Below are 25,144 nucleotides of genomic sequence, written 5' to 3' on the forward strand. Positions count from 1 at the left end.
CCAAACTTTTTAGCAGTTTCTCTAACAGTAGCATTTTTATTAATAATAAAATTTGCTACATCTACTGCCCTTTGTTCTATATAAGGCTTCAAAAAGAACTCCTCCTAAAAAATAACATGTTTAATTATATGAAAAAGTTACTAATATATTCCTTTATATAAATTTATAATTGACATTTTTTTACTATTTATATATAATTAGTATTATTATTTATATGTTTTTCTAAATACTTAAAGGAGAAATTATTATGAAAACTATATTTATAAAATTATACTTATTTTTAAATTTAATTATTTTTATGTCAGTTCCTATAAATGCTCAAACTAAAATTAAATTATGGATAAATAACAATTATATAAAAACAGATGTTCCTCCAGAAATTTATAATGAAAGAACTTATGTCCCTGTTAGAGTTATTTCCCAAACTTTAGGCTATAATGTAGAATGGCTAGAAGAAACTAGAGAAATAAAAATTAATAACGATAGTATTAATTTAATCCTAAAAATAAATTCTCAAGATTATATAATTAATAACGAAGTAAAAAAATCAGATGTTTCTCCTATCATTGTTAATGGAAGAACTCTAGTTCCTGTACGTCTTATAGCAGAAAGCTTTAATGAAACTATAAACTGGGACCAAAAAAATAAAACTGTAGCTATTGGAAATAATTATGAAAATTTTATTTATGAAGAAGCTACTGTAACAAAAACTGTTGATGGCGATACAATAGAGGTTGATATTAATGGAAATATCTACACTGTACGTTTAATTGGTGTAAACACTCCAGAAACAAAACACCCCAAAAAAGGTGTAGAATATTATGGTAAAGAAGCTAGTAATTTTACAAAAAATCAACTAAATGGAAAAAAAATATATTTGCAAAAAGATGCTTCTGATACAGATAAATATGGTAGGTTATTACGTTTTGTTTGGTTAAATAAACCTGCTAATATTACTCCTACAAAAGATGAAATAGAAAAAAATATGTTTAATTCCATTTTAGTTAAAAATGGATATGCAAATGTATCTACTTATCCACCTAATGTTGGATACCAACAAAATTTTATTGAATTAGAAAAAATAGCAAGAGAAAAAAACTTAGGCTTATGGAAAAATAACAATATAATTACAGAAATTTCTACTGAAAATACTACAACAAATAATATTAAGCAAAAACCAGTTATAGAAACATCATCAAATACTGGTAAAATTAAAGGAAATAAAAATTCTAAAATTTATCATTTACAACACCAACAATACTATAATAAAATTAAACCAGAAAACATTGTTTATTTTGACACAGAACAAGAAGCTATAAATGCAGGATATAGAAAATCAAAAAAATAATATAAAAAGCATAGAAAATATATTTTCTATGCTTTTTATATTATCAAATTATAATTTATCTATTTATATACTAAGATAATCTATTTTTGAAATCTTCATATCCAAATCTTTTTATTAACTTTACACCTTCTTTTTCTGTGTTAAAATATATAGATGGTAAGTTTATTCCATTAAACGTATTATTTTTTACCATAGAATATATTGCCATATCACAAAAAACTAATCTATCTCCTTCTTTTAATGGCTCTTTAAAAGAATAATCTCCTATAACATCTCCAGATAAGCAAGTAGGACACCCAAGTCTATAAGTGTACTCATATTCATTAGGCTCTCCTGCACCTATTATTTTAGGTCTATATGGCATTTCCAAAACATCTGGCATATGACAAGTAGCAGATGTATCTAATATAGCTATATCCATACCATTTTTCATAGTATCTAAAACAGTTGATACTAAAAAGCCTGTATTTAGAGCAATAGCCTCTCCTGGCTCTAAATACACATCTATATCATATTTATTTTTTATAAACATAATACATTCTATAAGTGTATCTAAATCATAGTCATCTCTAGTAATATGATGCCCACCACCAAAGTTTAGCCATTTCATATTTTTAATATATTTACCAAATTTTTGGTCTACAACCTCTATAGTACGCTTTAATGTATCAGAATTTTGTTCACACATAGTGTGAAAATGTAATCCATCTAATCCCTCTATATATTCTTTTTCAAAATTTTCTAAAGTTGTACCCATTCTAGAATTTGTAAAACAAGGATTATACATATCTGTTTCTATTTCCGAATACTCTGGGTTAATTCTTATACCAACTTCTACTTTTTTACCACTATTTTCTATCTTTTGTTTATACTTTTTATATTGATTAAAGTTATTAAAAACTATATGGTCGCTATATTTTAATATATCATCAAAATCTCTTTCCATATAAGCTGGAGAATATATATGAACTTCTTTTCCCATTTCTTCATATCCAAGTCTAGCCTCAAATAGCGAACTAGAAGTTACCCCCTCTAAATATTCTCCAATAATATTAAATGTAGAAAACATAGAAAAAGCCTTTGTTGCAAGTAAAATTTTTGCCCCTGTCTTATCTTGTACATACTTTAATATTTCAAGATTCTTTCTTAATAATTTTTCATCTACAATATAACAAGGTGTTTCTAAACTATTAAAATCTATGTTCATTTTTTCCTCCTTATAATTTTTTGAAATAATTAATTATCCTTTAATTATTAAATTAAATTTTTAATCTATATTAATCAAGTTTTTGAATACTTTACATTAAAAAATAGATATTCCCACTTCATATGAAGTGGGATTATATTTAGAATATTATTCTACCATATCAGGATTAAAGCTTTCTTTCCAAGGAAGTCCCCATTTATTAAGAGCCTCCATAAATGGGTCTGGGTCAAACTCTTCTATGTTATATACCCCTGCTTTATCCCATTTTTTAGTCATAATCATCATAGCACCAATCATAGCTGGAACACCTGTTGTATAAGAAATAGCCTGTGAGCCAACCTCTTTATAGCATTCTTCGTGGTCACAAACATTATAAAGGTAGTATGTTTTTTCTTTTCCATCTTTTATACCTTTAAATATACAACCTATATTTGTTTTACCTTTTGTTCTAGGCCCCAAACTTGCAGGGTCTGGTAAAATAGCTTTTAAAAATTGAATAGGTACTATTTCTTTCCCTTCAAAATTGATAGGTTCAATACTTGTCATACCTACATTTTCTAACACTTTAAGATGAGTTAAATATTTTTCAGAAAATGTCATAAAAAATCTTATTCTTTTAATACCTGTTATATTAACAGCTAAAGATTCTAACTCTTCGTGATATAAAAGATACATATCTTTTTCGCCTATTTCTGGGAAATTATATACTCTTTTAATTTCCATAGGCTCAGTTTCTACAAACTTGCCTTCTTCAAAATATCTACCTTTAGATGTAATTTCACGAATATTTATCTCTGGGTTAAAGTTTGTAGCAAAATGATGACCGTGGTCACCTGCATTTGCATCTAAAATATCTATATAATGTATTTCATCAAAATGGTGTTTTAAGGCATAAGCTGAAAATACTCCTGTAACACCTGGGTCAAAACCACTACCTAAAAGAGCAGTTATACCAGCTTTTTCAAATTTTTCTCTATAAGCCCATTGCCATTTATATTCAAATTTAGCAGTATCAAGTGGCTCATAGTTAGCAGTATCAACATAATGTACTTTTGTAGCAAGACAAGCGTCCATTATAGTTAAATCTTGATAAGGTAATGCAAGATTTATAACAACATCTGGCTTAAACTCATTAATTAAAGCAATAATTTCATCAACATTGTCTGCATCAAGCTGAGCTGTTGATATTTTAGTGCGTCCTCCATCAAGCTTTTCTTTTAAAGCATCACATTTAGACTTTGTACGGCTAGCAATACAAATTTCTTCAAAAACGTCTGGATTTTGGCAGCATTTATGAACTGTAACACTAGCAACTCCACCAGCACCAATAATTAAGGCTTTTCCCATTTCTTTTTTATCCTCCAAAATAATTATTTTTATATATAACAATATAAAATTGTTTGTGTAAAATTAATTATACAAAATAAAACTTAATTAATCAAGATTTTTACAAAAATAATTAAAAATTTTTTGTTAAATATATAAATAATAAATATTTTATGTTAAAATATATAAAAAACTAAGGAGAAGCACTATGTTAAAAGGAAAATGTATTGTAATTGGTGTTACTGGTGGTATAGCTTGTTATAAAGTGGCAAATTTAGTTAGTATGCTAAAAAAATCTGGTGCAGATGTAAATGTTATAATGACAAAAAATGCTACTCAATTTATATCTCCTTTAACCTTTGAAACTTTAAGTGGAAATAAATGCGTTGTAGATACCTTTGAAAAAAAGTCTAACTATAATGTAGAGCATATATCTTTAGCAAAAAAAGCTGATATTATAATGGTTGCCCCTGCTACTGCTAATGTTATTGCAAAAATGGCTAATGGAATATCAGATGATATGCTTACTACCACTATATTGGCATCTAAATGTAAAAAAATAATCGCACCTGCTATGAACACAAATATGTATGAAAATAAAATAACTCAAGATAATATAAAAAAATTAAAATATTATGATTTTGAAGTTATAGAACCTGCTGTAGGTCTTTTGGCCTGTAATGATAATGGTATAGGTAAAATGCCAGAGCCTAACATTTTATTTGAATATATATTAAAAGAAATTGCCTTTGAAAAAACTATGTTAGGCAAAAATATATTAATATCTGCTGGTGCTACTTGTGAATATATAGACCCCGTTAGATATATTACAAATCCATCTAGTGGTAAAATGGGATTTGCTCTTGCAAAAGTGTGTATGTTAAAAGGTGCTAATGTTACTTTAGTATGTGGAAAAACAACTGCACCTGCACCTATGTTTACTAATATTATAAATACTATATCGGCAGAAGATATGTTTAATATATTTAAAGATATACATAAAAACTTTGATATAATTTTTATGACTGCTGCAGTATCAGATTTTACCCCTTTAAATGTTCATAAAGAAAAAGTAAAAAAACATATGGTAAATGATAATACCTTGCAATTAAAACAAACTAAAGATATTTTAAAATACTTAGGAGAAAATAAACCTAAAAGTCAAATATTATGTGGTTTTTCTATGGAAACAGAAAATCTCTTAGAAAATTCTAAGCTAAAACTTACTAACAAAAATTTAGATTATATTGTAGCTAACAATTTAAAAGAAGAAGGTGCTGGATTTAATGTAGACACAAATATAGCAACCCTTATATCAAGTGATAATTATATATCCTTTGGAAAATTAACAAAATTTGAGCTTGCCAATAAAATTATAAATACTATAATTAACAATGGAGATAAAAATGATTAGAATATTTAATATAGATGATTTAGATAATCTTATGGATATATGGCTTAATGCCAATGTTAAAACACATAATTTTATAGATGAAAGTTACTGGGTTAACAACTTTGATTATGTAAAAACATTATTGCCAACATCAGAGATTTATGTATATGAAATAAACAATAATATTATTGGATTTATTGGAACTAATAAAAAATATATAGAAGGAATTTTTATTAAAGAAGAATACCAAAATAAAGGTGTTGGAAGTAAACTTCTTAATTATATAAAAAATTTATATGATGAATTATATTTAAGTGTATATAAAAATAATAATAATGCAATAAAATTTTATAAAAACCATAACTTTAGTATTGTAAAAGAGCAATTAGATAAAAATACAAATGAAATAGAATTAGTTATGAAGTATAAAAAGGAGCTTTAAAAGCTCCTTTTTATACTTCATATTAAATAATATATATTTTATAAAATAGCCTTATCTGGTTTAATAATACTTACGATTTTTAAAGCAATTTCAACTGCAAAATAATGAAATTTTAAAAAAATAAATATAAAAGCTATTCCAAATAAAAACCCCGTTACAACCCTTTTAAAATTATTACTTTCATATTTAGTTATAAGCTGTATAAATCCGTCTATTATAAGTGGTAAACTTAATAATATAATATATACCCACCTTAAATTCTTTATTTTAAATGCTACTGGTATAGCAAATATCATTCCTATAAGCTCACCTGTACATCTAGCACAAATAGGAAATTGTTTTCCCTTATAAAAAAATGACCTATCTGCTCTACAATGGCACATAAAAAGTATTTTTAAAAATTTTGATAACTTATTGTACATAACAACACCTTAAAACTACCTCTTTTAAAATAAGCCGAAGATAAAATCTTCAGCTAAAATACATTTATTTAATATTATGCAAAATTTAACATAATACCAACTATTAATAATATATACACTAAATAGAATATAACCCCAGCTCCTATGCTAACTAATGCACCTATGATACATTTTTTAGCGTTTTTAGGTTTTTGGTCTTTCCATACAAAATATAAAATAATACCTGCAACTGGTATACAACAACCTAAAAAGAAATATCCTATATTATCTGTATCTATAGGATTTCCCACTGATGCACCACAATTTTGACAAGTTACACTATTGTCTGGTATATCTTTTCCACAATTTTTACAAAACATAATTATTCCTCCCTAAAATTAATACTTATATTACATTACTTCAAACATAGATAAAATAAAAACTGTAATTATATACAATACCAAAAAAAGTAAATATAATAAAAATCCTTGTATACATTTTTTAGCAGTTAATGGTTTTTGGTCTTTCCACACAAGATATAATACAATACCAGCAATAGGTACACAGCAACCTAAACACATATAACCATTATTACCTGTATCTAATGTATCATTACAAAGCACACCACAATTTTGACAAAATTTACTATCATCTTTTACCTCTTTTCCACAATTTTTACAAAACACAAAAATCTCTCCTAAATTTAATTTTTATACATTATACCATTATTTTCTGTTTTTTTCAATAAAAATATTTTTGTATGTAATTTTAGCATTTGATTTTAAATAAAATATAAAGCCATATTAATTAAATATGGCCTATTTTTCATCACTATTTAATAAAGTTTTCATAAAAGATAAATAATACTTAGAGGCATCTTTTTTCCAGTTATCACATATGGTATTAGCATATCTTTTAGATGCAACTTTTAAGCTCAACTCTATAAGTGGTTTTTTGTCTTCATATACAGCACATTTTACTGTATATTCGTTGTTATTTTCTGTAAAATTAGCTACTATATCTAAATCTTTTTTTATTTGATTTTTATTAATAGCCACATATTCATTTATTTTTTGTTTTATAGAATTAGGAATAAGATTCTCAAATAAATTTAATGTTTTATACCCCTTTTTAGATATTGTATAAGTGGTTTTATTGTGTTCTATATTTTTTATAATATACTCACTTTCTGTAAGCTCACTAAGGTATTTGGAAAGTGAAAAATAATCCATATATTCAGAAGCTAAAGCAAACTCTTGTATATAAGATAAAGACATAGGTAAATTTATTTTATGTAACATATACATTATTATAAGCTTACTTTCTGCTAACTGTGAAGAGTTTTTCATCTATAACACCTCTTAAATTTTATATTTACGATTATTATACAATAAAATTTTTATTATGTCGATAATATTTAATAATTATTTATAAAATTTTTTATGTACTAATAGACTATAAAGTATAGTCTATTAGTAAGGAGTTTTTTCTCGTTTTTGTTAAATAGCATTATGAGTAAAGCTTGCTATTTTAGATATTGGTATTTCTGTAACAGACCCAAGCCAGTTATTATATCCATATCCATAACCTTGGTTATAGTTATATCCATAACCAGAACAGCTAGAGCCTAAAGGACAGCTAGGAGCAGCACCTATATTTGTTATTAATTTTACATAATTATCATTTACAGCAACTAACACACCAGTAAATCCATTACCGGAGCATCCACCACTTGTTGTAAATATTGTTACTGTTTGACCAATATATCTTGTTAAACCATCTAATAAGCAATTATCGTTCACTTTAATTCCCCCTTTCAAGCTTCTTAATGTATATTATGGTTTTTATATAATTTTGTTACAGTTATTTAAAATAAATATATTGTATACAACCGTAACCTTTAATTATAATTTACATAATATATTATATAAACAAAAAGGAGGTAAAAAATATGGATAACTGGATGTGCTCTGCAAAAGAAGACCTTTGTAGATATATAGGTCAAACTGTTACTATTTTTACTACAAGTGGTGGTTACTCTGGTAGTGGATTTACTGGTGTTCTAATATCTGTTAGTGACTGCATTGTAAGGTTACTTATTAATGCTGGAGATGCACCATCTTGCCCTTTAGGCTCTAGCTGTTCTGGTTATAGATATAACTATAACCAAAGCTATGGTTGTAGCGGTAATCCTTTAGGAGCTATTGCTATTATACCTACAAACTCTATTGCTGCATTTACTCATAATGCTATTTAATGTTTAAAAATATAATATAAAGCCTGTACAAAACTAAATTTTATACAGGCTTTATATTATATTTTTAAACTTTCTCGTCTGCGGAGTAAAAAATGTGCTATTATGATACATATTATTGTTATTATAGATGTGTATTTTAACCCTTCTATAATATAAGGTAATATAGTATTTAATAAGGATATCATATCTGTTATATTTAATGTATCTATAGATATATTAAATATGTTTTCAAAAAATTTATAATATCTACATATAATTGGATATTGTTCTGGTTTTGATAAAAATACTTCCTTGTTTAAAGATACTATCAAAAATAGAGAAAACATTAAAGATGTCATTCCTAAAAATACATATGCTACCATATTCTTTTTAGTTTTTTCCTTAATATATCTAGGCTCTATATGTTCTATTTGTTTCATAATGTTAATTTCAAAATCTTCAGGTGCTTCTATAATATAGTCTGCATCTAAGGAAAATTCATCTAATATTTGAGTGTAAAGTTCAAAACTTTCTCTACATTCATCACATTGTTCTAAATGTTTTTGTAATAAAAAATTGTCTTCTTCTGAAATATTAGAGTCCATATAATCCATCATAAGTTTATTAACTTTGTTGCAATCCAATATCCTCACCCTCTTTCATTTTTAAAAGTTCTTCTTTTAGTAATCTTCTACCTCTAAAAATACGGTTTTTCACTTTAGATAAAGGCTCATTTATAGTTTCTGCTATCTCCTGATAGCTAAGTCCTTGTTGGTGATATAAAATAATAGGAACTTTATAAATATCTGGTAAATTATTTAATACCTGGTTTAATAGTAATCTTTCCTCTTTTTCTAAGCAATCTTGTTCTGGTGTATTTTCTGATATAAGCTTATATTCTACCTCTTCCATAGGTACTGTTTCATATTTTTTCTTTCTTCTATAATCTATAACGTGATTTGTAGCTATTTTTACAATCCAAGTAGAAAACTTAAAATTTGGAAAATATTTATCTAAATTTTTATATACTTTTATAAAAACTTCTTGTGCCAAATCATTTGCATCATCTTGGTTATTTACCATTTTTAAAACAACAGAATAAACTAAATTTTTTTTTCTAGATATTATTTCTGAAAAGTATTCTTTTTCTCCATTTAAACACTTTTGCACAAGTTCATAATCTGTCAAATCCTTTACATTCATTTTCATCACTCCGTATATATTAAATTAATTATTATTTTAGCATATAACAATTATACGATAATTTTTATTAAAAGTTTACAAAATTTTTCTAATCTTTAAAATATATAGTTTTAGAAATTCTATCATATCCTATAATGGTATTTTTAAATATATTTGTTGCATTTTGTATAAATTCTTGTGGTTGTGTTAAAGCTGGGCTAAAATGTGTAAGCCAAAGCTCGTCTACATTACCATATTTAGCCATAGTTGCTGCTTCGCTAAATATCATATGTTTTTTAGCTATTGCACCTTCTTTTTTTTCTTCTTCTCCATACATCCCTTCACAAACAAATAAATCTGACTTATATATAAAGCTGTGCATTCTTTCTAAAGGCCTACTATCTGTACAATAACATACCTTTATACCTGTCCTATTTTCTCCTAAAACCATATTGGGTTTAAAAATTTTACCATTATGCTCTACCTCATTACCTTTTTGTAGTACGCCCCATAGCTCTCTTGGTATATTAAGGCTTATAGCTTTTTCTGGCAAAAACTTCCCTGTTCTTTTAACCTCTATCTTATAAGAAAAACAAGGTATTTTATGCTCCATAAACATAGCTTGTATATTAAATCCACTTATATTTATTTCTTCACTTATATTATTTTCTTCATCTATGTCAATCTCTATTATATCTACATTAAATGGTAACTCTGGAAAAATTGTAGACAATCCATCATAAGCCCTTTTTGTACCCTTAGGTCCTATTATTAAAAGATTTTCTTCTCTACCAGAATTACCTATGGTAAGTAATAACCCTGGCAACCCTGATATATGGTCTGCGTGTAAGTGTGTAAAACAAATTATATCTATGTTTTTAAATCCCCAACCAAGTAATTTAGCTGTAACTTGTGTACCCTCTCCACAGTCTATAAGTAACATTTTTCCATTTAATCTAAATAACATAGATGTTAAAAACCTATCTGGTAGAGGCATCATACCCCCAACCCCTAATAAACAAACATCTAACATAACATCACCTAAAATCTAATTATAGTAATTTACTATATTATAACAAAATACATAGCTTATATCAATTATTTCTAAAATAATCTTCTAAAAATATCCTTTCTTTTTCTGTTATAATACACTTTTTTAAAAGGTCTGGTCTTTTTTTATACGTTCTAACCAAAGATTGTTGCCTTTTCCATTCTTCTATTTTTTTATGGTTTCCTGATAATAATATTTCTGGAACTTGTTTATCATTAAACACAAAAGGCCTTGTATAGTTTGGATATTCTAATAAATTATCACTAAAACTTTCATTTAAAAAACTTTCTTCTTTTCCTAAAACATTTGGCACTAACCTAGATATGCTATCTATAAGCATCATTGCAGGTAGCTCTCCCCCTGTTAGTATAAAATCTCCTATAGATATTTCATCTGTAACTATTTCCTCTATTACTCTTTCATCTATTCCTTCATAATGCCCACATAAAATTATTAAATCTTTTTCCTTAGATAAACTATGTGCCATTTCTTGATTAAAGGATTTACCTTGAGGTGTCATATATAAAACTTTTGTACCTTGTTTTACTTTATCTTTTATACTTAAATAACTGTTATACACAGGTTCTGGTTTCATAACCATACCAGCACCACCACCATAAGCATAATCGTCTACCTGATTGTGCTTATTATTAGAAAAATCTCTTATATTAATACAATTTATATTTATTATATTATTTTCTATTGCCTTTTTTATAATGCTATGGTTTAAACCATTGTATACCATTTCTGGAAATAACGTTAAAATATAATAATTCATTATCTTAGCCCTTCTAAAAGATGTACTTTCATAGTTTTTTCTTTTACATCAACATTTAAGATACATTGTTTAATAGCTGGTATTAAAATTTGGCTATCATCTTTTTTTACTAAATATACATCGTTAGCACCTGTAAATATAATATCCTCTATTGTTCCTATATTTTCACCTTCATCTGTAAAAACTTCCATACCATATAAATCTCCAATATAATATTCATCTTCTTCACAAGGTATGGCTAAATCTTTTGATATTTTTATTTCTGTATTTTTAATAAGCTCTGCATCATTCATAGTATCTATACCTTTAAATTTTAAAAGTACAAACTGTTTATGAAATCTAGTACTTTCTATTTCATATAAATCCATACCACTACGTTTAGATATATATACTTCTTTTAATTTTTTAAATCTATTTATATCATCAGTTGTAGGCAATACCCTAACTTCACCTTTTATACCCTGTGTATTAACTATTTTACCAATAACAAAATAATCTGACATATCATTTTTCTCCTTAAATATTTATATTTAATTTTATATTAAAAAATATTTATTGTCAATTTTTAATATAAAAAAGGTATAGCTAAGCTATACCTTTTTTATATTATTCAGCGATAGGATGAACAGAAAGTTGTTTTTTATCTCTACCTTTTCTTTCGTATCTAACAATACCATCAACTAAAGCAAAAAGTGTATCGTTACCACCTTTACCAACGTTTACACCAGGGTGAATTTTAGTACCTCTTTGAGTGTAAAGAATGTTACCAGCTTTAACAAATTGTCCGTCAGCACGTTTAGGTCCTAATCTTTTAGATTCAGAATCACGACCGTTTTTAGTAGAACCTACCCCTTTTTTATGAGCAAAGAATTGAAGATTAATTCTAATCATTGTTACACCTCCTTATATTTTAAAGAAATATCTTTAGGATACTCTATCTCAATACCTTTAAGACCAAGCTCCATACTAGATAATAATAAAATAGCTTTTTCACAAATGCTATCTTTATTTATAATACATTTTAAAAATCCACCATTAGTATCGTAATCTAAACTGTATTTAGCATCTGTAAAAGCCTCAAGGCTATTGACAGTATTTAATGCTAAAATAGATACAGCAGAACATACAATATCTCTCCCGTGGTTTTTAATTTCAAAGCCTATTATACTTTCATTATTTTTAAAAAATACAGCTTGTATCATTTTAAAAACCTAATAATTAACCATTAATTTTTTCAATTTTAAGCATTGTAAAAGGTTGTCTATGACCTTTTTTCTTGTGGAAACCTTTTTTAGGTTTGTATTTATAAACGATAACTTTTTTAGCTTTACCATCGCCTATAACAGATGCATTAACAGTTGCACCAGCAACAACAGGAGCTCCAAATTTAACATCATCACCGTTAGCTACAGTTAAAACTTTGTCAAAAGTGTAAGAAGAACCAGCTTCTACCTCTAATTTTTCAACTTTGATAATGTCTCCTTCAGAAACTTTGTATTGTTTTCCACCAGTTTCGATAATTGCGTACATCCGTACACCTCCTTAAAAATAACTCGCCAGATTTGGTGCTAAGCTTAAACCTCTCTGTGCGGCAAACAATAAATATTATAACATTACTACATATTTTTGTCAATATAAAATAACCAAATTTAAAACTAAAAATGTAAAAATTATTATTCATTATATCCATTTTTTGTGTTATAATAAATACACTATGAATTATGTGAGGTAAATATGGATATAATTTTTAATATTGATAAAAATATTATACTAAATATAAATGAGATTATGCCAAACTATCCTATACTAACATCTATTTTTTCTTTCATAACTCATCTTGGAGATGCAGGTTTTATATGGATAATAATTGGTATAATTTTAATATTAAAAAAAAATACAAGAAAAAACGGTATAATAATGCTTGTATCATTGGCTATATGCTCTATTATAGGAAATGGTATTTTAAAAAATTTATTTGAAAGGCAACGTCCTTTTATAGAACTATCTTTACAGCCATTTATATCTGCACCTAGTGGATTTTCTTTTCCGTCTGGACATAGCTTAATATCTTTTGTTGGTGCTACTTGTGTATTTTATACTAACAAAAAATGGGGTATATTATCATATATATTTGCACTTTTAATAGCTTTATCAAGAATTTTGCTAATAGTACATTACCCTTCAGATGTTATTATTGGCTCTTTATTGGGTATAATAATATCAACAGGTGTTATATACATATTTAAAAATTTAAATACATATAAACTTTTTAAATATTATTGTAACAAATAATTGATTTTTACTAAAATATATGCTATAATTAAATTATATGTAATTTTTACCAAGATTTTAAGGAGGATATGATAAATGAATAATATTGAAAATATGGATATTAATAAGTACAAGTTAACATTTTCTGTTAGTGCTGAAAAATTCCAAGAAGGTTTAGATTATTCTTTTAATAAAAACCAAAAACATTTTAATATTAAAGGATTTAGAAAAGGTAAAGTTCCTAGACAAATTATAGAAAAAACTTACGGTGTTGAAGTATTTTATGATGACGCTTTTAACTTTGTTTTACAAGATGCTTATGCTTTAGCTGCAGAAGAAAGCAAATTAGAAATAGTTTCAAGACCTGAAATAGATGTTGTTAGTGCTTCTAAAGAAGAAGGTGTTGTATTTACTGCTATCGTTTATACAAAACCAGAAGTTAAAATATCAGATTACAAAGGTTTAGTATGTGAAAAGCCTAGCTCTACTGTTAATAAAGATGATGTTGAAGAATACCTTAACAGAGAAAGAGAAAAACATTCAAGAATTAATCCTGTTACAGACAGAGCTGTTAAAAGTGGCGATTTAGTAAATATAGACTTTGAAGGCTTTATTGATGGTGTTGCTTTTGAAGGTGGAAAAGGTGAAAAATATGACCTTGAAATAGGCTCTAAAACTTTTATAGACACTTTTGAAGACCAAATCATTGGTAAAAATATTGGTGACGAATTTGATGTTAATGTTACATTCCCAGAAAACTATGGTAAAGAAGAATTAGCTTCTAAACCTGCTGTATTTAAGGTAAAAATTAACGAAATTAACGAAAAAATTCTTCCAGAATTAAACGATGAATTTATCCAAGATACTACAGAGTTTGAATCTTTAAAAGATTACAAAAAAGAAATTAAATCTAAGCTTACAACTATTAAAAAAGAAGAAGCAGACAAAAAAATGAAAGAAGCTGTTTTAGAAGCTTTAATAGAAAAAGTAGAGGTTAATATACCTTCTGCTATGATTGAACTTGAAATAGACCATAAAATTAATGAATTTAGAAATGGCATAGCTGCTCAAGGTTTATCTTTAGAATCTTACTTAAACTATATGGGACAAAGCTTAGAAAATATGAGAGAGGCTTACCGTATAATTTGTGAAAAACAAGTTAAAGGTAGACTAGCTTTAGAAGCCGTAGCAGAAGCAGAAAAAGTTAAAGTTTCTGAAAAAGATATTGATGCAGAATTAACTCGTATAGCAGAAGCTTATCATATTGATAAAGAAAAAATAGAAAGTATCTTTGGAGAAAAAGAAAAAGAAAATATTATTAAAGACTTAAAAACTCAAAAAGCACTTGACTTTTTAGTTAAAAATTCTGTTCAACCAGAAGCTTAATAATACTCAATTTTTTTAATACTTTGTATTAAAAAACAGATATTCCTATATATTTTTATTCTTAAAAATTAATACAAATAACCGTATATAATTTTTACCCTAAAAATATAAGTCATATCTTAATTGTATTTAATAACGTATAAAACAAAAAGGGGTTATTACCTCTTTTTGTTTTATACTATATAAAATAAATCTTTTATAAAAATAAACAAACTTAAAATTTTTGGTTAAAATTATTATTTAAAGCATAATTTACATAATTTGGGATATACTATTCTTTAGGAAATTTTATATATTAAAACTTTAAGGAGGCTTTTTATGAGTTTAGTACCTATGGTTGTTGACCAGACTAATGCTGGTGAACGTTCTTATGATATTTATTCAAGACTTTTAAAAGATAGAATTATATTTTTAGGTGAGGAAGTAAATGACACTACCGCTAGCTTAGTTGTAGCACAGCTTTTATTTTTAGCAGCAGAAGACCCAGATAAAGATATTAGTCTTTATATAAATAGTCCTGGAGGCTCTGTTACTGCTGGCCTTGCTATATACGACACTATGCAATATATAAAACCAGATGTTTCTACTATATGTATAGGCCTTGCTGCTAGTATGGGAGCTTTCTTATTAGCTGGTGGTGCAAAAGGTAAAAGATATGCCCTTCCTAATGCAGAAATTATGATACACCAACCTTTAGGTGGTGCTAGGGGGCAAGCTACTGATATGCAAATACAAGTAGAACAAATATTAAAAATTAAAACTAAATTAAATCAAATGCTTTCTGATAATACAGGACAATCTTTAGAAACTATTAAAAATGATACAGAAAGAGATAACTATATGTCTGCAGAAGAAGCCAAAAATTATGGCCTTATAGATAATGTTATCACAAAACCACAATAGTTAAGGAGTTGAAGTAAATGCCTTCAAAAAACGATGAAAATAAAATCTCTTGCTCGTTTTGTGGCAAATCTCAAGATGATGCTAAAAAATTGGTAGCAGGTCCTAAAAAAATATATATATGTGACGAATGTGTAGACCTTTGTTGTCAAATTATATATGAGGAGTTTCCAGCAGAGCCAATACATTCAGAATTTTCAGACGATTTTAAACTGCCAAAGCCAAAAGAAATAAGAAAATATCTTGATGAATACGTTATAGGGCAAGATGATGCTAAAAAAGCTTTATCTGTGGCAGTTTATAATCATTATAAAAGAATTACATCTAACCCTATAGACTCAGATGTAGAGCTCCAAAAAAGCAATATACTATTAATAGGACCTACTGGTACTGGTAAAACATTACTTGCTCAAACATTAGCTAGGCTTATAGATGTTCCATTTGCTATTGCAGATGCAACAAGCCTTACAGAAGCTGGATATGTTGGAGAAGATGTAGAAAATATCCTTTTAAAAATAATACAAGCAGCAGATTTTGACATTGAAAGAGCTCAAAGAGGTATTATATACATTGATGAGGTAGATAAAATTGCTAGAAAATCTGATAATCCATCTATTACAAGAGATGTTAGTGGAGAAGGTGTACAACAAGCACTCCTTAAAATATTAGAAGGTACTATTGCATCTGTTCCACCTCAAGGTGGTAGAAAACACCCTCATCAAGAGTTTATCCAAATAGATACGTCTAATATATTATTTATATGTGGTGGTGCTTTTAGTGGGCTAGAAAAAGTTATCCAAAAAAGAACTAAAAATAAAGTTATAGGTTTTGGTGCTGAAGTTCAGTCTAAACAAGATTTAATATCTGGACAAATATTAAAAGATGTTGTACCTCAAGATTTACACAAATTTGGTCTTATACCAGAGCTTATAGGACGTATGCCTGTTGTTGTTACTTTAGATAATTTAGATGAAGACTCTTTAGTATCTATCTTAACAGAACCTAAAAATTCTCTTATAAAACAATATGAATATTTGTTTAAACTAGATAATGTAGTTTTAGAATTTGAAGAATCTGCTATAAGAGCTATTGCTAAAAAAGCTATATCCCAAGAAACAGGTGCTCGTGGTCTTCGTGCAATAGTAGAAAGTTTTATGACTGACATTATGTATGATATTCCTTCGGATTCAAGTATCGAAAAATGTATAATAACAGAAAAAGTTGTGGAAAAAGAAGAAAAACCAACTTTTATATATAAAGATAATCAAGAATTAGCTTAAATAAATGATTATATATTATTGTCTGCATTCTATATATTAAAATTTATTACTCATAATAAAAATTATAAAAGGTGTATACTCATTTTTGTATACACCTTAAAATATATTATTCAAAAGTTGCAATAATGTCTTCTCCAGCTTTTACGTCCAATCCTGTTTTAAAACTTACATTTTTAGCTTCTCCTTCATCTGTTATAACTAACATACTTGTTGTAAGATATCCTTTTTCTTTAATTTTTTCTATATCAAAAGTAATAAGAGTTTGCCCTGCGTGTACTTTATCACCCATTTCTACTAAGCACTCAAAGCCTTCACCTTTCATATTTACAGTATCAATACCTATATGAAGAATTATTTCCATACCATTATCAAGCCTTAAAGCACAAGCGTGCTTAGAATCTTTCATTATTAATGCTATTTCTCCATCTGCTGGAGCTACAACCTTGTTACCTGTTGGTATAATTCCTATACCATCTCCCATACTTTTACTAGCAAAAGCCTCATCTTCCACTTCAGAAATAGGTATTACTTTACCAGTTAAAAACGCTTTTAGCTCTTTATTTTTATTTTTCTTTAAAAATGAAAACATATTTATACCTCCACATTACTTAAATATATTATTTTTCTAAAAAATCCATAATACTTTCAACCGTTGTTTTAGATAAAACTTCATTAGCATAATTTTTGGCATCAGTAAAAGAAGTTTCTAAAATATGCTTTTTAACTTTATTTATCTCAGATGCGGACATAGAAAATTCATCTAATCCTAAACCTAATAGTATTTTAGCTGCTTTTTCATCACTTGCAAATTCTCCACACATACCAACTTTAATATTTTCTTTATGCCCAGCATCAATAACTTTCTTTATACTTTGTAAAACAACAGGGTGAAAAGAATTGTACATATTGGATATTTTTTTATTCCCTCTATCTACTACAAGCATATATTGGGTTAAATCATTAGTACCAATACTAAAGAAATCTACATATTTAGCAAATTCATCTGCTAATATAACAGATGCTGGAGTTTCTATCATAATACCAACTTCAATCTTTTCATCAAATTTAATATTTTCATCTCTAAGCTCTTGTTTACATTGTTCTAAAAGTTTATTAGCCTCTATAATTTCTTCTATGGAAATAATCATAGGGTACATTATTCTTATATATCCAAATGCACTAGCTCTTAATATGGCCTTTAACTGTGCTTTAAACACATCTTTAAGCTCTAAAGATATACGGATAGCTCTCCAACCTAAAAATGGATTTTCTTCAAAATCAAATTTATAGTATGGTAAAGACTTATCTCCACCTATATCTAAAGTACGTATAGTAACTTCTTTATCTTTGCACAATAATGCTGCTTGCTTGTATACTTTAAATTGCTCCTCCTCCGTAGGAAAATGAGTACTCTCCATATATAAGCATTCACTTCTAAAAAGCCCTATTCCATCTATATTATGCTTAACAGCCATTTCTATATCTAGTATATTGCCTACATTAGCACATAATTGCACTTCTCTACCATCTTTTGTAATAGCTTTTAAATTTTCAAGCTTTTTAAGCATTTCTTCTTGTTTATTAAAATTTTCTTGAAGATTTTTATATTCTTCAAGCTCATTAACTTCTGGATTTATAATGATATTTCCTTTGTATGCATCCATAACTATAATATCATTATCTACTACGGATTCTATTATACCATTAACACCTACTAAGGCCGGAAGACTTAAATTTCTTGCTATAATTGATAAATGGCTTGTAACACCTCCAAGCTCTGTAATAACCCCTTTAACTAAGCTAAGGTCTATTAAAGCTGTATCAGAAGGCGTCAAATCTTCTGCTATTAATACCACTTCTTCTTTAATATTTTCAAAAGGATTTACATTAATTCCTTTTAACTTAGACATAATCCTACTACCAACATCTTTAACATCAGTAGCCCTTTCTTTCATATATTCATCGTCCATCATTCTAAATACATTAGATATTTCTTCTATGGAATTAGCAACAGCTACCTGTACATTTTGCATTTCATCACTTATTCTGCTAATAACAGCATCATATAATGTAATATCCTCTACAATCATATTATGCCCTTGAAATATTTCAGAATCTTTAGCCAAATTTTCTATTTCTTGTTTAGCTTCCTTTAAAGCCTCTTTAAACTTATTAATTTCCTCATCTTTGCTTGTTATTGCATAATTTTCTGGTGTTAAATCTGCCTTTTGTATAACATAGGCTTTTCCTATAACAATACCTTTAGAAGACGTTTTTTCAACAAATAGTTTTTTTGACATAATAAACACCTCTTATTCGCCTAAACCGTTTTCGATAGCCTCAATTAATATATTTAAATCTTTTGATTCATTATCTCCATCACATTGGATAGTAATTTCGTCTCCACATTTTATGCCTGCTGCCATAATATTTAATACACTTTTAGCATTTACATTTTTTTCATTATAAATAATTTTTACACTTGATGTACATTGGTTAGCTAACTTAGCAAATTCACCTGCTGGTCGCATATGTAAGCCTGCTTCATTTTTTATAGTAACATTTTTTTCTACCATAGTTTTAAGTCCCCTTCTATTTTATTAATACAATATATTATTTTTTACAAATTTTTAAATATTATTCTATACAAGTTTATAACATTATTTAATAATACTTAGTTTTAGTATAATTAAACATAAATATTAATATGTTTATAAAAAAAGTATATTCCTATTTTAAAAAAATGTCAACTATTTTACATTTTTACATAATAAAAAGGTTATTTATTACAATTATATAAATAACCTTTTGTATATTTTTTATAATTTTTAAAATTTATTTATTTTATGCAATTTTACAATATACATCATTTTTCTTTACCTTTTATCTTTTTTATATTCCCACCAAGGATACAAATTATCTTTATCTACTATATAACTTTTTTTAGCAATCTCTGCTAATGGCTCATCTGAAAAAGAGTCGGAATAAAATTCTTTTATTATAGTTTTTGGAATTTCTTTGTTAAGCCTTATAACTTTTTCTTTTCCGTAACAGTTAAGCCCTGTATATTTGCCTGTTTTTTTATCTACCTTAGATGCTATAAGATGTTTTATACCTATCCTTTTACATATTGGCATTAACAAAAATTCTGGAGATGCAGATATTATAATATCCGTATCTTCCTGTTTTTCATAGTACCATTTTTTTATACCTTTTATATTTGTATCCCAAAATTTTTCTACTTCTTTATCAATATCTTTTACAATATTAAAACAACTATAAAACTTTTCTTTAAATCTTGTTTTTTCCATAAACCCTAAAGAGAAAGGTATAAAGTAAAAAAGTTGCTTAGGTAGATATATTGCTATTTTAGGTTGATTTTTTAATAAATATAAATAAAATTTTTGTGTACTATCTCCATCAAAAATAGTCTTATCAAAATCATAAACATTTACTTCCATATTATTAATTAACTACTAAAGATTTTAGTTGTTCTCCCTCTAAATTTTTTATAACAAACTCTTTATCTTCATATATCATATAGCTATTTTCCTGTTCTTCTTTTGGTAAAGATATAGACCCAGGATTTATATAAGTACCTTTTTCAAGTTTTTCTATTGTATTGATATGAGTATGTCCGTGTATTAATATATCTTTATCTTCTATATTAGGCATATTGTCTTTATTATATAAATGTCCGTGTGTTAAAAATAAATTAATTCCGTCTACATTTAAAATATTGTAATCTGACATAATAGGAAAATCTAAAACCATTTGGTCAACTTCAGAATCACAGTTTCCTCTAACACAAATAATTTTTTCTTTTAATATATTTAAAGTTTCAAAAACTTTTTTAGGGTCATAATCTTTAGGTAATGGATTTCTTGGCCCGTGGTAAAGTATATCCCCCAATAAAACTATTTTATCAGGATTTTCTTTTTGTATAATCTCTTTTAAAATATTACAATAAAACATAGAACCGTGTAAATCTGATGCAAATAAAATTTTCAATTTATATACCCTCTTTCATTTTCAATATAATTAATAAAAAATTAAAATTATTATTGTTAATTATTAACAAAATTAAATTTAGCTCGAACATTTGTTTGCTTTATTCGAACATTTGTGCTATTATATTATCATAAATAACAAATTATTACTTATTAGGAGGTTATTATATGAGTTTACATATAAAATTTTTAATAGGACTTACTATTGGCTGTATTGGATTTTTATTTTCTTTTATTATATGTGCTGTTTTATCTTGTCCTACTAATATTATGATTTTACCTTGTGGTAGTTTTTTAATAATTATTGTTAGCTGTTTTATAGGGTTTTATGTATCATATAATAACCTTACTTTTAAATTTACTCCATTATATAACAAAAATAAATTACATTCAACAAGTATTTTTATAAAATTAGGCTTTTGATTATATATAATAACCAAAAGCCTGATTTTAACTAAATATTTTTTTTATGTATAGGTTAGCTATGTCCAAATCTATTGGTTCATCTATATCTAAGGAATGATATTTATCCATTACATACCCATATTTACTATCCTTTAAATATCTATCTATTCTTATATCTTTAACATAATTTATATATATAGCCCCATTTAAAAGATAGTATTTATCCATTTCTTGTCTTAAGCTTAAATTTGTTTCTATTAATGGAGTAATTGCATTATACTTATCCATATTCCTTATTAATGTAGGGTTTTTATCTGTTTCACATACAGATAAAATACTTGGCAAATTATTATTTATAAGCATTTCTAAAGCTTCATCTATGTGATGCTCATTTCTAAATGGTGAAGTTGGTTGTAATAATATAAGTATATCATATTCTTTGCCTAATTTTTTTAGCTCATCTATAGTATAAATTATAGATGTTATTACATTAGAGTTATCTTCTGCTAGCTCTTTAGGCCTAAAAAATGGTACTTCTGCACCATATTCTTTAGCAACATTAGCTATTTTTTCTCCATCTGTACTTACTATAACACTATCTATATATTTACTATTTTTAGCAGCCTCTATTGTATAAGATATTAAAGGCTTTCCATTTAAATCTATTATATTTTTATCTTTTATCCCTTTACTGCCTGCCCTTGCTGGTATAAAAGCCAAAACTTTCTTATTATCTATCATAATATCACCTAAAATTTAATATCATAAAATTTTTTCATATTATCATTATTATTTTTTAAAAATTGTTTTATATAATATATTATATTTTTACAAGTATTGTCCTTTTCATAAGGATTATTATATCTTTTAATTTCCTCTTTAAAGCTTTTGCTTAAAGCTTTTTTTATAGACATTTCTATATTATTTTTTTCATAATCACAATTTATAACACTATGAGAACATATCCTTCCTTTTTGTCTATTGCCTATATTTACTGTAGGTATTTTAAACGTGGGAACTTCTATTATCCCACTAGATGAATTACCTACAACAGCATCTACAAATTGCAATGCACTAAAATAATTTAACTGACCCATTGTATCAAAAGCTATTGTATTTTTATTTTTACTTACATATTCATCTATCATATTATTTATAATTCTACCGTCTGTATCTGCATTAGCTTTAGTAAAAATAACATTTATATCTTTTATACTATCTATAGCATCTAAAATATTTTTAAACTGTTCTTTAGAAGATTTATTTTCTAAAGTTACAGGATGAAATGTTAAAATTACCGTATTATTTTTTATTTTAAAATTAATTCTTTTTTCTAATTGCTCTTTATTTAAAAGATTTAATTTTTTTATATTTTCTGTTCCTATAGCACCTACATTAAATACAGTTTCTGGTTGTTCTCCTAACTGTATAACTCTATTTTTATACTCTTCTGTACTTGTAAAATGTATATGGCTCATTTTTGTTATACAATGTCTTATGCTATCATCTATAGCACCTTCTGTTATTTCTCCACCGTGTAAATGTGCTATTTTTATATTACATACCATAGCACATATACATACTGCAAAAATTTCATATCTATCACCTAAAACTACTATTAAATCTGGTTTTAGTCTTTCAAAAACTTCGCCAAAACTTATTATAGATAAACCTATAGACTTGTTTATTCCTATTTTTGTATCAGAGCTTAAAAGCATCTCTACTTTTTCATCTATTATAAATCCGTCATCTTCTATTGTTTTATATGTAAGTCCAAACTCTGTTGATAAATGAGAACCTGTTACAACTATTTGCAAGATAAAATCTTTATCATCTTTTATCCCTTTAATAATAGGCTTTAATAGTCCATATTCAGCTCTAGAACCTGTTACTATGCATATTTTTTTCATTATAGCTCAATCCTTTCATCTGCTACAAAATCTCTCTTAGCAACTTGTCCTAAAACTTCATACCATTTCATAGGAGATATGCCATCTCCAGGTCTTTTTATTGCTAAATTTTCATTAGTAAATACTTCACCTTTACATATATTACTTTTTGCAACTATACTTTTCCTAGCTATAACTATATTTTTCTTTTCAGACTTAGAAGGGACTTTTATACCGTTACCTAATGCTTTTTCTATATTTCTAATACTGGTAACCATTTGTTTTAATTCTCTTGGCTCTAAACTTGCTTTATGGTCTGGTCCATCTAAGTTTTTATCTAATGTAAAATGCTTTTCTATAACAGTAGCTCCTAGTGCTACTGCTGATATAGAAACCTCTATACCATCTGTATGGTCAGAATAGCCTATTGGTAAATTTAACTCTTTTTCTAATGTTTTTATTGCTAGTAAATTAACATCTTCCATAGGTGTTGGGTATTCTGTATTACAATGTAATACAGTAATATTTTTATCGCCATATTTATTAAGTACACTTATAGCATCTTTAATTTCATCTAAATTACTCATACCAGTAGATATTATTATATTTTTATATAATTTACCTATTTCTTCTAAATAAGGTAAATTTGTTATTTCACCTGATGGTATTTTTACAGTATCTATCCCTAAAGATAATAATAAACTTGCACTTTCTATGTCAAATGGAGATGATAAAAACATTATGCCTTCATTATCACATATTTCTTTTAAATAGATGTGGTCTTCTTCTGTTAGTTCTAGCCTTTTTATCATATCGTGTTGACTTTCTTGTTTTTCAGTATTTTTAATTTGATAATCTGCCTTTTTAGCATCTTTAGATACAAGTTTATCGGCTTTAAAAGATTGAAATTTTACAGCATCAACACCTGCTTTTTTTGCCTCTAAAATCATTTTTTTGGCAAGTTCTAAATCTCCATTATGATTTACACCTATTTCTGCAATTATAAATACACTCATTATTTAACAACTCCATAACATTTACTATTTTCTAATACATTTTTAATAACAGTACTACCAGCACCTATAATACTATTTTTATTTATTTCTATACCGTGTATTACAGTAGAATTAGCACCTATAAACACATTTTCTTTTATATTTACATTACCACATAAAATAGTACCAATAGATATATGGGAAAATCTACCAACATAGCTTTCGTGCTCCACTATAGCACCTGTGTTTATTATAGCCATATTATCAATTTCTACATCAGAATTTAAAATAGCTCTTTTACCAACAAATATACCCTCCCCTAATTTAACATTACTAGCTAAAATAGCTGTTTTATCAATTATGTTTGGTATATTAAATCCTATTTTTTTTATTTTTTTATAAATGATATTTCTAATATTATTATTTCCTATAAATCCAATACAAATAAATACATTTCTTATACCTTTATTATAAAAATATTGCAAATCATCATCTGTTCCTATAACTTTATATCCTTTATATGATTGCCCCATTTTTTCTTTTATATCAATAATACCATATATTTTATAAGTACCAACATTTTCTATACTATCAATAATACTTTTACAATGCCCTCCAAAGCCTATTAATAAAATATCTTCCAT

34 protein-coding genes are annotated in these 25,144 nt (G+C 26.5%); 9 read left to right on the forward strand and 25 right to left on the reverse strand.

Going from position 1 to position 25,144, the window contains the following annotated elements; genetic code table 11:
• Positions 1–92: sporulation transcriptional regulator SpoIIID (locus tag R5Z65_RS03165; protein WP_317367076.1), on the reverse strand; the 92-nt coding region annotated here is incomplete at its 3' end.
• Positions 93–247: 155 nt separating this feature from the next.
• On the opposite strand from R5Z65_RS03165, the gene R5Z65_RS03170 reads away from it, so the two are divergent.
• The gene (locus tag R5Z65_RS03170) at positions 248–1,348 is read left to right on the forward strand and encodes a stalk domain-containing protein (protein WP_317367021.1); all 1,101 of its coding nucleotides are present in this window, start codon (positions 248–250) and stop codon (positions 1,346–1,348) included.
• A gap of 70 nt (positions 1,349–1,418) precedes the next feature.
• Here the strand turns inward: R5Z65_RS03170 and nspC are convergent, their stop codons facing one another.
• Complete coding sequence (gene nspC, locus R5Z65_RS03175; RefSeq protein WP_317367022.1) at positions 1,419–2,555, reverse strand: carboxynorspermidine decarboxylase; 1,137 nt, start codon at positions 2,553–2,555, stop codon at positions 1,419–1,421.
• 147 nt (positions 2,556–2,702) lie between these two features.
• The gene (locus R5Z65_RS03180) at positions 2,703–3,902 is read right to left on the reverse strand and encodes a saccharopine dehydrogenase family protein (RefSeq protein WP_317367023.1); all 1,200 of its coding nucleotides are present in this window, start codon (positions 3,900–3,902) and stop codon (positions 2,703–2,705) included.
• A gap of 187 nt (positions 3,903–4,089) precedes the next feature.
• Between R5Z65_RS03180 and coaBC the strand changes: the two genes are divergently transcribed.
• Together coaBC and R5Z65_RS03190 are read left to right on the forward strand one after the other, a co-directional pair.
• Positions 4,090–5,295 (forward strand): bifunctional phosphopantothenoylcysteine decarboxylase/phosphopantothenate--cysteine ligase CoaBC, encoded by a 1,206-nt coding sequence (gene coaBC / locus R5Z65_RS03185; protein WP_317367024.1) that lies wholly within the window; start codon positions 4,090–4,092, stop codon positions 5,293–5,295.
• A complete protein-coding gene (locus R5Z65_RS03190; RefSeq protein ID WP_317367026.1) occupies positions 5,288–5,716 on the forward strand; it encodes a GNAT family N-acetyltransferase in 429 nt (142 codons plus the stop codon). Before coaBC ends, R5Z65_RS03190 begins: the two co-directional genes overlap by 8 nt.
• Positions 5,717–5,754: 38 nt before the next feature.
• Here R5Z65_RS03190 and R5Z65_RS03195 read toward each other — a convergent pair whose 3' ends face one another.
• The 5 genes from R5Z65_RS03195 to R5Z65_RS03215 form a co-directional block, all read right to left on the reverse strand.
• Positions 5,755–6,138, reverse strand: a complete 384-nt coding sequence (locus tag R5Z65_RS03195; protein WP_317367028.1) for a DUF2085 domain-containing protein — start codon at positions 6,136–6,138, stop codon at positions 5,755–5,757.
• Between the two features lie 74 nt (positions 6,139–6,212).
• Positions 6,213–6,497 (reverse strand): zinc-ribbon domain-containing protein, encoded by a 285-nt coding sequence (locus R5Z65_RS03200; protein WP_317367029.1) that lies wholly within the window; start codon positions 6,495–6,497, stop codon positions 6,213–6,215.
• Positions 6,498–6,527: 30 nt separating this feature from the next.
• Complete coding sequence (locus R5Z65_RS03205) at positions 6,528–6,803, reverse strand: zinc ribbon domain-containing protein (RefSeq protein WP_317367030.1); 276 nt, start codon at positions 6,801–6,803, stop codon at positions 6,528–6,530.
• A gap of 132 nt (positions 6,804–6,935) precedes the next feature.
• Positions 6,936–7,466 carry a DUF4364 family protein gene (locus R5Z65_RS03210; RefSeq protein WP_317367032.1) on the reverse strand — a complete coding sequence of 177 codons (531 nt, stop codon included), beginning with the start codon at positions 7,464–7,466 and terminating at the stop codon, positions 6,936–6,938.
• A 150-nt stretch (positions 7,467–7,616) separates the two neighbouring features.
• Positions 7,617–7,919 carry a hypothetical protein gene (locus R5Z65_RS03215; RefSeq protein ID WP_317367034.1) on the reverse strand — a complete coding sequence of 101 codons (303 nt, stop codon included), beginning with the start codon at positions 7,917–7,919 and terminating at the stop codon, positions 7,617–7,619.
• A gap of 149 nt (positions 7,920–8,068) precedes the next feature.
• Between R5Z65_RS03215 and R5Z65_RS03220 the strand changes: the two genes are divergently transcribed.
• Complete coding sequence (locus R5Z65_RS03220; protein WP_317367035.1) at positions 8,069–8,374, forward strand: hypothetical protein; 306 nt, start codon at positions 8,069–8,071, stop codon at positions 8,372–8,374.
• Between the two features lie 56 nt (positions 8,375–8,430).
• On the opposite strand, the gene R5Z65_RS03225 is transcribed toward R5Z65_RS03220, so the two are convergent.
• The 8 genes from R5Z65_RS03225 to rplU all read right to left on the reverse strand — a co-directional run bounded on the left by R5Z65_RS03225 (position 8,431) and on the right by rplU (position 12,894).
• Positions 8,431–8,997 (reverse strand): zf-HC2 domain-containing protein, encoded by a 567-nt coding sequence (locus R5Z65_RS03225; protein WP_317367036.1) that lies wholly within the window; start codon positions 8,995–8,997, stop codon positions 8,431–8,433.
• Positions 8,978–9,556: a sigma-70 family RNA polymerase sigma factor gene (locus tag R5Z65_RS03230; RefSeq protein ID WP_317367037.1), complete on the reverse strand. Its 579-nt coding sequence runs from the start codon at positions 9,554–9,556 to the stop codon at positions 8,978–8,980. The genes R5Z65_RS03225 and R5Z65_RS03230 overlap by 20 nt, the downstream gene beginning before the upstream one ends.
• A gap of 88 nt (positions 9,557–9,644) precedes the next feature.
• Positions 9,645–10,568, reverse strand: a complete 924-nt coding sequence (locus tag R5Z65_RS03235) for a ribonuclease Z (RefSeq protein WP_317367038.1) — start codon at positions 10,566–10,568, stop codon at positions 9,645–9,647.
• A 61-nt stretch (positions 10,569–10,629) separates the two neighbouring features.
• Complete coding sequence (gene trmD, locus R5Z65_RS03240) at positions 10,630–11,364, reverse strand: tRNA (guanosine(37)-N1)-methyltransferase TrmD (RefSeq protein WP_317367039.1); 735 nt, start codon at positions 11,362–11,364, stop codon at positions 10,630–10,632.
• Positions 11,364–11,867, reverse strand: coding sequence for a ribosome maturation factor RimM (rimM, locus tag R5Z65_RS03245; RefSeq protein WP_317367040.1), 504 nt, complete (start codon positions 11,865–11,867; stop codon positions 11,364–11,366). Before rimM ends, trmD begins: the two co-directional genes overlap by 1 nt.
• A gap of 103 nt (positions 11,868–11,970) precedes the next feature.
• Complete coding sequence (gene rpmA / locus R5Z65_RS03250; RefSeq protein WP_317358048.1) at positions 11,971–12,255, reverse strand: 50S ribosomal protein L27; 285 nt, start codon at positions 12,253–12,255, stop codon at positions 11,971–11,973.
• Between the two features lie 2 nt (positions 12,256–12,257).
• Positions 12,258–12,566 carry a ribosomal-processing cysteine protease Prp gene (locus R5Z65_RS03255; RefSeq protein WP_317367041.1) on the reverse strand — a complete coding sequence of 103 codons (309 nt, stop codon included), beginning with the start codon at positions 12,564–12,566 and terminating at the stop codon, positions 12,258–12,260.
• 16 nt (positions 12,567–12,582) lie between these two features.
• Positions 12,583–12,894 carry a 50S ribosomal protein L21 gene (gene rplU / locus R5Z65_RS03260; RefSeq protein WP_317367042.1) on the reverse strand — a complete coding sequence of 104 codons (312 nt, stop codon included), beginning with the start codon at positions 12,892–12,894 and terminating at the stop codon, positions 12,583–12,585.
• Between the two features lie 204 nt (positions 12,895–13,098).
• Between rplU and R5Z65_RS03265 the strand changes: the two genes are divergently transcribed.
• The 4 genes from R5Z65_RS03265 (at position 13,099) to clpX (ending at position 17,201) form a co-directional block, all read left to right on the forward strand.
• Positions 13,099–13,656 (forward strand): phosphatase PAP2 family protein, encoded by a 558-nt coding sequence (locus R5Z65_RS03265; RefSeq protein WP_317367043.1) that lies wholly within the window; start codon positions 13,099–13,101, stop codon positions 13,654–13,656.
• A 75-nt stretch (positions 13,657–13,731) separates the two neighbouring features.
• On the forward strand, positions 13,732–15,021 hold the full coding sequence (gene tig / locus R5Z65_RS03270; protein ID WP_317367044.1) for a trigger factor: 1,290 nt from the start codon (positions 13,732–13,734) through the stop codon (positions 15,019–15,021).
• A gap of 318 nt (positions 15,022–15,339) precedes the next feature.
• Positions 15,340–15,924, forward strand: a complete 585-nt coding sequence (gene clpP, locus R5Z65_RS03275) for an ATP-dependent Clp endopeptidase proteolytic subunit ClpP (RefSeq protein ID WP_317367045.1) — start codon at positions 15,340–15,342, stop codon at positions 15,922–15,924.
• A 17-nt stretch (positions 15,925–15,941) separates the two neighbouring features.
• Entirely contained in the window at positions 15,942–17,201 is a 1,260-nt protein-coding gene (gene clpX / locus R5Z65_RS03280; protein WP_317367046.1) for an ATP-dependent Clp protease ATP-binding subunit ClpX, read from the forward strand.
• 106 nt (positions 17,202–17,307) lie between these two features.
• Here the strand turns inward: clpX and R5Z65_RS03285 are convergent, their stop codons facing one another.
• From R5Z65_RS03285 to yfcE, 5 genes are all read right to left on the reverse strand, one after another.
• Positions 17,308–17,790, reverse strand: a complete 483-nt coding sequence (locus tag R5Z65_RS03285) for a PTS glucose transporter subunit IIA (protein WP_317367047.1) — start codon at positions 17,788–17,790, stop codon at positions 17,308–17,310.
• A gap of 28 nt (positions 17,791–17,818) precedes the next feature.
• Positions 17,819–19,501 carry a phosphoenolpyruvate--protein phosphotransferase gene (gene ptsP, locus R5Z65_RS03290; RefSeq protein ID WP_317367048.1) on the reverse strand — a complete coding sequence of 561 codons (1,683 nt, stop codon included), beginning with the start codon at positions 19,499–19,501 and terminating at the stop codon, positions 17,819–17,821.
• A 12-nt stretch (positions 19,502–19,513) separates the two neighbouring features.
• Complete coding sequence (locus tag R5Z65_RS03295) at positions 19,514–19,777, reverse strand: HPr family phosphocarrier protein (protein ID WP_317367049.1); 264 nt, start codon at positions 19,775–19,777, stop codon at positions 19,514–19,516.
• A gap of 300 nt (positions 19,778–20,077) precedes the next feature.
• Positions 20,078–20,662, reverse strand: coding sequence for an HAD-IB family phosphatase (locus tag R5Z65_RS03300; protein ID WP_317367050.1), 585 nt, complete (start codon positions 20,660–20,662; stop codon positions 20,078–20,080).
• A 4-nt stretch (positions 20,663–20,666) separates the two neighbouring features.
• The gene (gene yfcE, locus R5Z65_RS03305) at positions 20,667–21,212 is read right to left on the reverse strand and encodes a phosphodiesterase (RefSeq protein WP_317367051.1); all 546 of its coding nucleotides are present in this window, start codon (positions 21,210–21,212) and stop codon (positions 20,667–20,669) included.
• A gap of 167 nt (positions 21,213–21,379) precedes the next feature.
• Between yfcE and R5Z65_RS03310 the strand changes: the two genes are divergently transcribed.
• The gene (locus R5Z65_RS03310) at positions 21,380–21,634 is read left to right on the forward strand and encodes a hypothetical protein (protein ID WP_317367052.1); all 255 of its coding nucleotides are present in this window, start codon (positions 21,380–21,382) and stop codon (positions 21,632–21,634) included.
• 27 nt (positions 21,635–21,661) lie between these two features.
• On the opposite strand, the gene R5Z65_RS03315 is transcribed toward R5Z65_RS03310, so the two are convergent.
• From R5Z65_RS03315 to R5Z65_RS03330, 4 genes are read right to left on the reverse strand one after another with little or no spacing between them, the layout of a single operon-like run.
• Positions 21,662–22,357 carry an acylneuraminate cytidylyltransferase family protein gene (locus R5Z65_RS03315; RefSeq protein ID WP_317367053.1) on the reverse strand — a complete coding sequence of 232 codons (696 nt, stop codon included), beginning with the start codon at positions 22,355–22,357 and terminating at the stop codon, positions 21,662–21,664.
• Positions 22,358–22,365: 8 nt separating this feature from the next.
• Positions 22,366–23,526 (reverse strand): UDP-N-acetylglucosamine 2-epimerase, encoded by a 1,161-nt coding sequence (gene neuC / locus R5Z65_RS03320; protein WP_317367054.1) that lies wholly within the window; start codon positions 23,524–23,526, stop codon positions 22,366–22,368.
• A complete protein-coding gene (gene neuB, locus R5Z65_RS03325) occupies positions 23,526–24,521 on the reverse strand; it encodes an N-acetylneuraminate synthase (RefSeq protein ID WP_317367055.1) in 996 nt (331 codons plus the stop codon). Before neuB ends, neuC begins: the two co-directional genes overlap by 1 nt.
• On the reverse strand, positions 24,521–25,144 hold the full coding sequence (locus R5Z65_RS03330) for a NeuD/PglB/VioB family sugar acetyltransferase (protein ID WP_317367056.1): 624 nt from the start codon (positions 25,142–25,144) through the stop codon (positions 24,521–24,523). Before R5Z65_RS03330 ends, neuB begins: the two co-directional genes overlap by 1 nt.

The sequence above is a fragment of the uncultured Tyzzerella sp. genome, from assembly GCF_963558545.1.
GTDB lineage: Bacteria > Bacillota > Clostridia > Lachnospirales > CAG-274 > Tyzzerella.